Source organism: Streptomyces sp. NPDC057249 (genome assembly GCF_042669245.1).
In the GTDB taxonomy this organism is placed as follows: domain Bacteria; phylum Actinomycetota; class Actinomycetes; order Streptomycetales; family Streptomycetaceae; genus Streptomyces.
In genome coordinates this window covers 161,899-172,951 of sequence record NZ_JBHUXS010000012.1, presented here as the reverse complement: position 1 = coordinate 172,951, position 11,053 = coordinate 161,899, and the positions used below count along the sequence as shown (strand labels likewise).

The 11,053-nt window shown below is 65.1% G+C and carries 7 protein-coding genes and 5 pseudogenes; 9 read left to right on the top strand and 3 right to left on the bottom strand.

Annotated features, from left to right (window positions below; translation table 11 throughout):
• The first annotated feature begins 1 nt into the window (after window position 1).
• From ACFUJY_RS23040 to ACFUJY_RS23005, 8 genes and pseudogenes are all read left to right on the top strand, one after another.
• Complete coding sequence (locus tag ACFUJY_RS23040) at window positions 2-262, top strand: hypothetical protein (protein ID WP_383302584.1); 261 nt, start codon at window positions 2-4, stop codon at window positions 260-262.
• 353 nt (window positions 263-615) lie between these two features.
• Entirely contained in the window at window positions 616-1,206 is a 591-nt protein-coding gene (locus tag ACFUJY_RS23035; RefSeq protein ID WP_383302582.1) for a hypothetical protein, read from the top strand.
• 104 nt (window positions 1,207-1,310) lie between these two features.
• A pseudogene (locus ACFUJY_RS23030) lies at window positions 1,311-1,643 on the top strand (helix-turn-helix domain-containing protein); the annotation flags it as partial.
• Window positions 1,644-1,671: 28 nt separating this feature from the next.
• Window positions 1,672-2,034, top strand: a complete 363-nt coding sequence (locus ACFUJY_RS23025) for a transposase (protein WP_383302579.1) — start codon at window positions 1,672-1,674, stop codon at window positions 2,032-2,034.
• Window positions 1,992-2,558: a transposase gene (locus ACFUJY_RS23020; protein ID WP_383302577.1), complete on the top strand. Its 567-nt coding sequence runs from the start codon at window positions 1,992-1,994 to the stop codon at window positions 2,556-2,558. Before ACFUJY_RS23025 ends, ACFUJY_RS23020 begins: the two co-directional genes overlap by 43 nt.
• Window positions 2,559-2,572: 14 nt before the next feature.
• Window positions 2,573-2,845 (top strand): annotated as a pseudogene (locus tag ACFUJY_RS23015) (transposase); the annotation flags it as partial.
• A gap of 165 nt (window positions 2,846-3,010) precedes the next feature.
• The gene (locus tag ACFUJY_RS23010; RefSeq protein ID WP_383302574.1) at window positions 3,011-3,622 is read left to right on the top strand and encodes a hypothetical protein; all 612 of its coding nucleotides are present in this window, start codon (window positions 3,011-3,013) and stop codon (window positions 3,620-3,622) included.
• 272 nt (window positions 3,623-3,894) lie between these two features.
• Window positions 3,895-4,197, top strand: a pseudogene (locus ACFUJY_RS23005) (transposase family protein); the annotation flags it as partial.
• Window positions 4,198-5,282: 1,085 nt separating this feature from the next.
• On the opposite strand, the pseudogene ACFUJY_RS23000 reads toward ACFUJY_RS23005, so the two are convergent.
• The 3 genes and pseudogenes from ACFUJY_RS23000 to ACFUJY_RS22990 form a co-directional block, all read right to left on the bottom strand.
• Window positions 5,283-6,214, bottom strand: a pseudogene (locus tag ACFUJY_RS23000) (IS5 family transposase).
• A gap of 86 nt (window positions 6,215-6,300) precedes the next feature.
• Window positions 6,301-7,803 (bottom strand): annotated as a pseudogene (locus ACFUJY_RS22995) (tetratricopeptide repeat protein); the annotation flags it as partial.
• 1,738 nt (window positions 7,804-9,541) lie between these two features.
• On the bottom strand, window positions 9,542-10,603 hold the full coding sequence (locus ACFUJY_RS22990) for a hypothetical protein (RefSeq protein WP_383302571.1): 1,062 nt from the start codon (window positions 10,601-10,603) through the stop codon (window positions 9,542-9,544).
• Here ACFUJY_RS22990 and ACFUJY_RS22985 point away from each other — a divergent pair.
• Window positions 10,569-10,979 (top strand): hypothetical protein, encoded by a 411-nt coding sequence (locus ACFUJY_RS22985; RefSeq protein WP_383302568.1) that lies wholly within the window; start codon window positions 10,569-10,571, stop codon window positions 10,977-10,979. The genes ACFUJY_RS22990 and ACFUJY_RS22985 overlap by 35 nt on opposite strands.
• Window positions 10,980-11,053: the final 74 nt, after the last annotated feature.

The following is an 11,053-nucleotide window of genomic DNA, read 5'->3' as shown; positions in this document are numbered from 1 at the left end:
AATGATTCTCGCGGCCCGCACCTCGCATTCCGTAAATTATGGAGAACTTTTCATTGGGGCAGCCGTCGCGATCACAGGATCCCTCCTCGCTTTCAATATTCGCGGCTGCGCCGAGAGTGTGGCGAAATTTCTAGGAAATAAGGGGATTTCGGCCTTCTACCTCAATAGCCTCATCTTGAGACTCCCCTCTGCATTCTTTGCAATATTGGGGGCAGCGTTCACTTTCATGAATCTCAAGATACTATTCTTTGGATTCAACTGATCTTGATCGAGCCTCGTTCGTCCTGAATAGCTGCAGGTGAGAAGTGTGTTGCTTGGCGAGCACCTTAAGGGTCTGCGTTTCGGCCGCCACTCCTGCTGGGGGATAGGCTGCGGCGTACTCCTTGAATGCGGGTGCCGATCGTCGTATGACGCGGTCCGTGGACCTCTTCCAACCTGAAGGGCGGTTGGCGCGGCAGCCTCGGCGGCGGGCATGAAGAAAGCTCCTGGTAGACGGGTTCACGAACAAGATCACCAATACGCCAGGAGCTTTCGCGTGCTTGTTTATCCGTCCGGCATAGATCTGTCCAGCCGCACTGATTCCTACAGTAAGCGGGAGGGTCCACCCACTGACCCATGAGAGCGAGACTTAATATTTTGAGTAATTTCACAGCCGTCACTCAAAAAGGCGGACAATTTTACAGCAAGGTTCGCTATCTCGGACTGGCCGCGGCAGGGGCGATGTTCGGAACAGGGATATACGTTGCACTTGTGCCAGGAAAAGTAGAGGAGTCACTTATCAATAGATCACTCACGGGGGCAACTATTAGCGTGACGATCGCCTGGGTGGCATGGGTGACAGCCGTCCGTCCACAAGTAAAGCTGACCGAAATGTCAATCATAGTGCGAAACTGGGTAACGGAAAGCGTTATCCCTTACCAACACATAGCCAGAGTGAATGTCAGCAACGGGCTGACATTCGAACTCACAGATGGAAGCAAGATCAAGGGGCGCGTGGTCAGTGCGTCGATAGTTGGCCAAATGGCCGGCTACCCATCAGCCAAGCTGATCAGGAATGAAATCCTTCCATTTTTGAGAGATGAGCACAGCGACGGAAATGGAAGCATTCGTCAGACATTCACCCTTTCGCCAAGCGTTCCGTTGATTATCCTAGCCCTCCACGGGCTACTCTACGGGGCACTTAGATACATCTTTCACGCTTCATAATGATATATATCGGCAAAGGTCTGCAACCTTGTCACTTACTGAGATTGAACGCGTGGTGTCGTAGGGGGTGACGGCTGGCCGGTGGCTGCGGTATCACCGAAGACATGCGGTATCCACAAGGGGGCGGACTGTCCGCCGAGCGGCAGCAGTTTCGCGAAGAGTTACGGCTTCAGGCGGCTGAGCGGTTCGCCCGGGGCGAGGGCAGTACGGCGATCGCCAGAGATCTGCGGGTCAGTGTCCGCTCGGTCCAGCCATGGCGTCACACGTGGACCGAGGGCGGCCCTCGATCCCTGCGGTCGCAGGGGCCTGCGTCGCTGCCGAGACTGAGTGATCAGCAGTTCACTCAGCTGGAGGCGGAGCTGGCCAAGGGGCCAGCCGCGCATGGCTGGGAGGACCAGCGCTGGACTCTGAGCCGCGTAAAGACGTTGATCGGCCGGCGCTTCCACCTGACGTACACGATCCAGGGTGTGCGCAAGCCAAGCAGGCCTGGAATGCACCGGATCCTACGAAGCGGCCCTCGCACGCTTCCTGAGCCGGGAGAGCGTCCAGGTCGTCGAGGTCAACCAGCCCGACCGCGTCATCCGCCGCAAGCGCGGCAAGACCGACGCCGTCGATGCAGAGACCGCTGCCCGCGCCGTGCTGTCCGGAAGCGCTGACGTCACGCCCAAGACCGGTGAAGGGCCCGCGGCCGACATACGCGTGCTGCGGCTGGCGAAGGAGTCTGCCGTCAAGGCCCGCACACCGCGAAGAACCAGCTCAAGGCCGTACTCCTCGGAGTCGATCCCGTGCTGCGCGAGGCGCTCTCCCAGCTCACCAACACGGCGCTGATCGACAGGTGCGCCAACCTTCCCGATGTCAGCGACGCGGCTGTCTTCACCCTCCGGCTTCTGGCCCAGCGCATTCAGCAGCTGACAGTCGAGGTGAAGGAGCTCGCACGCCGGATCACCGCAGCTGTCCGTCGTTGCCATCCGCAGCTCCTGGACGTCATCGGCGTCGGGCCCGACAGTGCAGCTTCCCTGCTGATCGCTGCTGGCGACAATCCGCAGCGTTTGTCCAGCGAGGCATCGTTCGCCGCCCTGTGTGGTGTCAGCCCGGTCGAGCAGTCCTCTGGGAAGACCCAGCGTCGGAGGCTGAACCGCGGAGGCAACCGGCAGGCCAACGCCGCCCTCTGCCGCATCGTCGTGACCCGTCTTCGCCGAGATGCCCGTACACGTCTCTACCTCGAACGACGCACGAAAGAAGGCATGTCGAAACGCGAAATCATCCGCTGCCTCAAGCGCTACGTCGCCCGCGAGTTCTACCGTCACATCCAGCCGGCCTCGGCCCTTGTCGCTTCGCCTTCTGCCGCTTGACGCAACCTAGGGGCATCCTCAACGTCCACAAGGCAGCCGGCCTGAGAGAGTTCGCCGAATCCCGCGACTGGCTGACCATCCACTACCTGCCGCCCTATGCCCCCGACCTCAACCCCGTCGAAGGCATCTGGTCACTCCTACGGCGCGGCTGGCTCTCGAACGTCGCCTTCAGCACCCCGGAACACCTCGTCCAGGCCGTCCGGCGCGGTCTGCGGCACATCCAGTACCGCAGCCACCTCATAGACGGCTGCCTCACCGAGACCGGCCTGACCATCCGACCCGCCTGACCAGCAGCACGACATCCCGACTGCAACCTCAGCAACTGCCGCCGGGATAATGCATATGCACATGCGGAAGTAAGCGTTCATACATGTGAAGGCACCCGTCGGGCAGACGTCTGCAACAGGGATCGGCCAGTACCGGTCCATCGTGCAGTGCGCCCAGGGGTGATGATGACCGAAGACCTGCGAAGTGCGTGGGAGAGAAGGCCGGATGAGCCGGTCGACTGGGAGTCCGAGCGCCGCTGGAACGACCGGCCTTGGGTGCAGGTGGGGCTCATCGTGCTCATCGCTTCCGGGGTGGCCATCGCCCTGAACGTCGCACTGAGCGTCACACTCGGGCATCCGAACAACGGGGGAATCGGTGGCGGCCTCGGTGCGGTGATCGCCTCATGGTGGAACGGCAGGCGGGTGCGTCGACAGATCGCCGAAGAGACCGGACTGAGCCCGTGGCAGGTGCCGATCGTCGGTCGGTGGCTGCGCCAGGGTCGCATTCCCCGCGATCCGCAGGCCCGAAAGGCCATGGCTGCGCTCGTGCGGAAACAGCAGCGCGCACTGACGAAGAGCAGGCGCTGGGTGCTGCCCGCCATGATGGCCGCCTTCGCCGCCGGCGGCGTCGTGTCCTTGGTGTTCGGGGAACTCGCGCTCGGGATCGTGCTGTTGGTGGCCTCCGCGCTGCTGATACCCGCACTCCTCACCCAGCGACGCAACATCGAGCGACTCCCCCGCATCGAAAAGGAACTCGCAGCACCGACAGGAGTAGCGGCACCGCCCGTCGGCTCCTGAACACGGCGTGCGGACCCACGCAGGCCGGCGTCCCAGGCCATTCTCGTCCTCGGGCGCGCTGCGCTGCACCACGGCCGCCCTGGGCGCGCGGCTGGTGCAGAGCGCCCCGGCCGGCCGTGGTGGTTGCTGAAGCTGCCCGGGGGCGTTGTGACGGCTTCCGGGACACTGCAGCTGGCGCTGACGCCGGGCCGGGCCCGGACGCAGCACCCGTCATTTTCGCGTGTCGGCCATCGCTGGGTGCTCATCCGCGCCGACCGGCTCCGGTCATCTGCAGAGCCTGGGAGGACTCCGGTGCGAAGGCCGCCGTCGGCACCACTCCCGCGGTGATCGCCGACGGCGGCTACCGCGGCACCGGCCTGACCATCCCGCACTACCGCAGGCATAAGAACGAGGAACTGCCGGCCTGGAAGGAGGACCGCAACGCCTCCCACCGCAAGGTCCGCGCCCGCGCCGAGCACACCTTCACCCACATGAAGAGCTGGAAGATCCTCCGCGACTGCCGACTCAAAAGCGACGGCATCCATCACGCCATGCTCGGCATCGCACGCCTCCACAACCTCACACTCGCCGGCTGACCAGGAAACAGCGCTGGTCAACCAGCACGCCATAGCACCCGACAGCGGGATGAACCAGTGCGCGCCAGGCGGCGGCCACAACGTTCGTGTTCGGCCACGGAGAGTCGACTGAGGACAGGGTGAGCGGCGGCAGAGAAGAGGCCGGACACGTCACGCGTGTCCGGCCTCTCAGTGGAAGACTCGTGGTTTGGGTCGGTGCATCTTCATCATGTTGCAGAATTTCGTGACCGATAGGAACTATCGACGGAGCTGACTCTATTCGTTGCTATGACCTACGCTTCGATCACCTTGCTGGTTCTTCATATGCTTCCAGGAGCTCACTGCGAGACCCAGCGATACGCAGCCAATGGCCAGGAGCGTGATGCGGCTGGCAGCTCCCTTGTTGGTTATAGCCCCGACAAGCCCGGCCACAGAGCCACAACAGCCCAGGAAGAAGGACCGCCAGCCGAATACCATCTCCTTCAAGCCTGCGGAGGATCCTCTGAGGAATCCGCCGCCCCGCAGCGCCTCCCACTTATTCTTGCTATTCATCATCTCGTCTCATCACATCGAAGGTTCTTGCGCGGAACGAAGCGGGCACCTTCTTCTGGGCCTTCCTGCGTCTCACCACACCGCTATCTCACATCGTCGAAAGGCGCGGGGAGCCCCCACCTCGCCGCTGGCCCAGTGCTGCCGGTTGATCCACTGCCAGTAGAGAGCCGGCACAAGGCGGTACCCCACTTCGAACACAGCGGCGTCCGGGTCGACGTAGTGACGTGCGAACCCGAGAACAGCCTGATCACCACTGTCCGAGACGAAACGGAAGGTGCGGCCAGCCCGCTTGAACTTGGCTGATCGCATCACTGGGGCCACATACTCCCTGACCAGCAAGTCCAGCGGTCGCATCAGTCTCACTTCCACGTTCACGCGCCCGCACGGAGCCCAGTTGCTGCCGCAGCATAGTGCCGCGCACCGACAGTCTCTGGGGTGCGTTGCACCGCCGGATGGAGATCGATGTCCGCGAGCATGAGGGGCGCTCCGCAAGGTCACGCTCGAACCGCCCTTTGATCACAACTCGATACGTGCCCTAGGCACTGTTTCTCGGATCACGTTCTGAGCCAGATGGCGAGGGCTGCGAGGGTGATGGTCCCGAGGTAGATGTAGGCGCGTTTCTCGTAGCGGGTGGCGACGGCCCGGAAGCCTTTGAGGCGGTTGATGGTGCGTTCGACGGTGTTGCGCTTCTTGTAGCGCTCGCCGTCGAAGCCGGTGGGCCGGCCGCCTCGGGAGCCTCGGTTCTTGCGATGTCTTTGCTGGTCGAGGCGTTCGGGGATCGTGTGCGGGATACCGCGTCGCCGCAGGTAGCGGCGGTTTCTGCGCGACGTGTACGCCTTGTCCGCCAGGACACGGTCAGGCCGGGTGCGAGGCCGGCCGACTCCGGTGCGGGGCACCGATACCTGCTCCAGGACCCGTTCGAGCTGGGGTCCGTCCCCGTAGTGTCCGGGTGTCAGGACGAACGCGAGGGGCCGGCATCGCCCGTCGGCGACGAGGTGGATCTTGGTGGTGAATCCACCGCGGGAACGTCCCAGGCACTCGCCGATCTGACCACCTCCTCCAGCCGGACGGCCAGTTTCAGCAGTACCGGATCGACCTGGTTCGTCCCCCACTCGGCCCCCTTTTGGGGAACGGCCGCCGGGGATACCTTCCTCGCGCCGGCGGCGTGCTGGTGGGCTCGCACGGCCGTCGAGTCCACCGACACGTCCCAGTCGATCCCGCCCGCCGCGTCCTCGGCCGCCTGAATACGGGACAACAGCATCTGCCAGGTCCCATCCGCTGACCAGCGACGATGCCGTTTATAGACCGTCTCCCACGGCCCGAACCGCTCGGGCAGATCCCGCCACTGCACACCGGTCCGAACCCGGTAGAGAACACCGTTGATCACCCGCCGATGGTCACTCCACCGACCACCACGCACACCGCCACGAGGCAAGAACGACTCCAGCCGATCCCACTCCGCATTCGTCAGATCCCCACGACCCATGTAGCCAGCCTGACGCCAACCCCCCACCCACGTCAGGAGATCCGAGAAACAGCGCCTAGAAGACTGCCAGGTAAAGCAGACCGTGGTCAGGCCCTCATACGAGCGGCCTCCAGCTGGCCTCGAACCGCTTCAGCTTCCGGGGCCCGCAGGCGCTCGAAATGGGCCAGCGCCTCTTGCCAGCAGACCAGGGCGCGCGTGGTCTGGCCGAGTGCGTCCAGCGCCCTGGCCAGTACTGTCAGGATGTTGCCGCGTGTCCAGTCTCCGCCGATGGCCCCGAGCGCGAGCGCCTCGTTCGTGTGCTGCACGGCCTGCGCCGGACGGCCGGACGCGAGGTGCGCTTCGGCGATACGGAAGTGGGTCGACCCCTCCCACAGCCGCTGCCGGTCTTCCCGGAAGATGGCCAGGGCGTCGGAGAGCTCGGCCAGCGCCTCGGAGTGCCGCCCCGACTGGCTGAGCGCGATGCCGAGGGCGTAGCGGGCGTTGGCGCTCTGTAGCGTGTACCCCATCGTCTCGTAGATGTCGGCTCCGCGTTCGGCGAGTTCGATGGCGCTCGCCGTACGCCCCAGGAGCAGATGTACCCGTGAGAGGTGGCACAGCGCCGCCGCTTCGCCGGGGCCGTCGCGGTCCGCGCGGAACAGTTCGATGGCCTCCAGTAGATGGGCTTCGGCGTCCGCCGGGCGATTCTGGTATGTGGCGATGACGCCGCGGGTCGCCGCGGCCCAGCACTGGACTAGGTCGTCGTCGGCTTCCGCGGCCATCAAGTGGGCGTTGCTCGCCTCTATGTCGGCCTCGGCGAGCCGGCCCATGGAAAGGTGGGCATTGCTCAGTGCCGCCAGGGCGCGCCGCTTCGCTTCGGTGTCACCGCAAGCGGCGGCGGCATCGCGCAGCGCCGTGGCGGTGTTCTCGTACTGCGTGGAGTTGGAGCCCGACTCGGAGAGGTCCCGCGCCGTCCAAAGCAGATCGACGGCCCGCCCCAGAGAGGCCGCGCTGGTCGACTGTCTGGCGCAGGCCAGTAGGCAGTCGGCTTCGAAGTACAGCCAGTCCTGGGCTGCGTCGCGGTTGTCGAAGGTCAGTCCCGGGTGAACGGTGGGGCGCAGATGGTCGACGAATCGGTCGCCGGGACGGTCGATCGCGTATGCCCTCGCTGCGGTCGCAAGGTAGAAGTCCAGCAGCCGGGAGAGCGCCGCTCTCTCCGCTGAGGGGTGTTCGTCGCGCTCGGCGCAGGCACGCGCGTAGAGCCGGAGAAGGTCGCCGTAGCGGTATCTGCCCGGCGCGGCTGATTCCAGCAGGGACGCGTCCACTAGGGTCTCCAGGAGGTCCTCGGTCTCGAGGAGCGGAAGATCCAGGAGTGCGGCGGCGGCCGTTAGTGCGATATCAGGCCCGTCCGCTAGACCCAGCAGGCGGAAGGCGCGCGCCTGAGTGGGATCCAGTTGGCTGTAGCCGAGCTCGAAGGTCGCCTTGACGGCAAGGTCGCCGGCTCGGAGTTCGTCGAGGCGACGGCGCTTGTCAGCAAGTTTCGCGGCTAGGGTGGAGACGGTCCAGGTACGGCGGGCGGCCAGCCGTGATGCGGCAATACGGATCGCGAGCGGGGCTCGCCTTCGGCGTCTCGGGCACCGACGGCAAGCGGTGGGCGAGGGCACACCAACTGGACGGATCGCCGTTCCAGCGGACGCGCAGGACAACGGTGACTCGCGAAGGCCGTCCGTTGCAGCAGGCGCAGGGGACACACGAGAGCGTCTACGTCCTGCCGGACAAGCACGTCCAACGAGCCGCCCAGAGCGTCATCGCAGACGGAGCGGCCGAGGTCTTAGAACAGGCCCGGGACACCGTGTTCAAGGGCCGCCTGAGTCCAAAGCGAGTGCCCGGGCACCAAGAAACGGCAACGGCCGACTGCGAGGACGCGACGGCCAGTCCCTGGCCAGCCGCGGACGGCGACTGCGGGGCGGACTACCTACTTTGCCTGGCCTGCCCCAACGCTCATGTTCACCCTGGTCACCACCCTCGTCTGGCCCATCTACACCAGCGCCTCCTCAGTCTGCGATCCGCACTGCCCGAGGACTCCTGGAACAAGCATTGGCAAGATCACCTGCTCCGTCTGGACGACCTGTGCAGCAAGTTGGGCCCGGCGTCCTGGAATGCCGCCCTGGGCCAGGTCGACGAGGGCGACCACCTCGTCATTGATCTCTTGCTGGAAGGGAACCTCGCTCCATGACCAGCGCCCTCGGCTTCCAGGACGACCCCTACACCTTGCCCATGCCCGCAGGCGACACACTGGTGGTGCTTCCTCAGTGGATTCGGCCCGGTAATTCGCACCACAACGCGCGTTTCCGCGACTCGCTCTGGCCGCTGGCACCGCTTATCGACAACCCCGGAGTAGACCTCACCGCGATCAACTGGGAGAAGTGCCCCCGGGACCTCCACGGTCAGGTGAAACTCGCCGCCTGGACCATGATCAACGGACGCCTGCGATCCACGTATCTACAGACCCGCGGTGCACGGGCCCGAGCTCGCCGCTCCGCCGGCGTGCTTCAGGTCACCTGCCGTGAGTGGATGCGGCTGGCCCGCTGGCTTCACGCGCATGGGATCACAGATCTCGCTGCATGCGACACCGATGCATGGCGGCGGTACAGTGCTCAGCGCTGGACGGACAGATGCAGCCGGACAGAAGCCGAGAAGACCCTGGGGCGGCTGACAGACCTGTGGCTGTTCGACCAGCTCAGCGCACGTCCTGCCGGAATTGACCGTCCTCCGTGGGACACCGAGGGCGCCGACGACTTCCTTCCCCCTGCCGACGCTGCCAGTGCCGGGACCGAGAACTCGACCGAGCCGCTCGATCCTCAGGTCATCGGACCCCTGCTGGTCTGGGCCATCCGCATGGTCGAAGACTTCGCCGACGACATCCTGGCCGGGTGGGCTGAACACTGTCGCCTGCGATCTCTCGCCACCACAAACCGGACAACGCTCTCTGGGCGAGCCGCACTGGAGGCTCTGGTGCTGCCCCTTCTGCGCGGAGGTGCCCAACTGCCCACCATGGGGAGGCAGGGAACCCACAAACTCGCTCGCGCCTACCTCGCCGGCACAACCGGCGCTAGCCTCGCCCAGGTCGACCGGCTGAATGTACGGCACGGGCTCACCTCGCTCGCCGCCCAACGGCCTGGCCCCTGCCCCATGCAAGTACCGGTCACCGGCCGGATCAAAGGAAGCCCCTGGCGCGAACGCCTTGATTACCACGAAGCCGCCGCATTGATGCGGCATCTCGGAACCGCCGCCTTGGTGATATGCCTATATCTGACGGGAATGCGTCCGCAGGAAGTTGCAGCCCTGCGGTCAGGCTGCTGTCCTGACCCGCAGCCCGCTTCGGACGGCACAGTCCAGCGCCACCTGATCCGCAGCCGTCACTTCAAGAACGTCACCGATGACGACGGCAACCACGTCTCCGCCGGTGAACAACGCGCTGTCCCCTGGGTTGCGATCATCCCTGTCGTCCGGGCGATCCGAATCCTCGAACGTATGGTTCCCCACGGTGAACTGCTGTTCAGCGCCACCCATCACGACTTCGTGGGACGACGAGGCCGCCATGGAGCGTTGAAGAAACACGCCCTGAACCTTCGGATCGAGGACTTCATCGTGTGGGCGAACCGGGAGGCCCAAGTGCAAGGGCTGCCGGACCAGTCCATCCCCCAGGACCCCCACGGCGCGCTCGGCATGTCCCGGTTCAGAAGGGCCCTCGCCTGGCACATCGCCCGACAGCCCGGAGGGCTGGTCGCCCTCGCGATCCAGTACGGACACCTGCGCACCATCTTGGACGCCCGGACCTCGAGCGGTTACAACTCCCGAAGCCGCGGTGGCGTCCACTCTGTCCTCGACATCGAGACGGCCCTGGCGGCCGCTGACACCGCCGCCCACCTGCGCGACCGTGTGGCTGCTGGGGAGAAGGTCTCCGGCCCGGCCGCTCGCCGGGCGTTGACCGCTGCTGCGATGACGCCGCGGTTCGAGGGCCGGATCGTCCCCACGACGTTCGCGAAGAAGGCCGCCAGGTTCCTCGCTCGGGACGGCGTCGTGCTTTACGACAACCCGGACGCCTTTCTGATCTGCGCGTTCAAGCGGGACAAAGCGCTCTGCGAACCTGACCCCGGAGCGACCGCGCCGAGGCAGTACGCCTGCCAGCAAGGCTGCGGCAACGCCGTCCGCACCGACGCCCACGCACAGCAGATGCGGCAAAAAGCCGACGAGATCGATCTCAAGGCCAGCCTCCTCCCGGAGAAGCTCGCCAACCGGCTGCGTCGCAATGCCGACAACTTCCGCAAGATGGCCGACGCCCAGGCGCCACCGCCCAGACCGCCGAGGCTTCGAAGTGAACCAGCAGAACCAGGACGAACGCACCTTCATCCGCGAGGCGATGGACCGGCTGCTGGCTGGCAAGGCCACCGCTTCCAACGGCAGCCTCACCGCCGCCGCGCTCGCCGCCGAGGCCGGCGTCCACCGCATGGCTCTCTACAAGCGGCACGCAGACCTGAAGAACGAGTTCGAAGAGCGCGTCCGCACGGAGACCAAGCAGGTCCCGGAGACGGAGAAGGAGCTGCGAGCGACCATCGCCAAGCTCAAGAAGACCATCGCGAACCAGAACACCGAGCTCAAAGAACTTCGCGATCTGGTGACTCGCTTGACCCTTGCCAGCGCTGTTCTCACCCAAAGGGCGGATATCCCATCGCAGCGCATCCCCGTCGCTGACAACGTCATCCCACTCCGCCCGCCAACTACCTGAGCTCCTCAACTACCGCGGCCGCCGCAGGCATCACGCTGCGGCGGCCTCGCTTCGCTCCAGGGTCCTTTCGAGCA

What these genes read in the sequence shown, in the direction of transcription:
- ACFUJY_RS23040 (WP_383302584.1), top strand. Translation starts at nt 2, where the DNA reads ATGATTCTCGCGGCCCGCACCTCGCATTCCGTAAATTATGGAGAACTT.
- ACFUJY_RS23035 (WP_383302582.1), top strand. Translation starts at nt 616, where the DNA reads ATGAGAGCGAGACTTAATATTTTGAGTAATTTCACAGCCGTCACTCAA.
- ACFUJY_RS23010 (WP_383302574.1), top strand. Translation starts at nt 3,011, where the DNA reads ATGACCGAAGACCTGCGAAGTGCGTGGGAGAGAAGGCCGGATGAGCCG.
- ACFUJY_RS22990 (WP_383302571.1), bottom strand. Translation starts at nt 10,603, where the DNA reads ATGAAGGTGCGTTCGTCCTGGTTCTGCTGGTTCACTTCGAAGCCTCGG.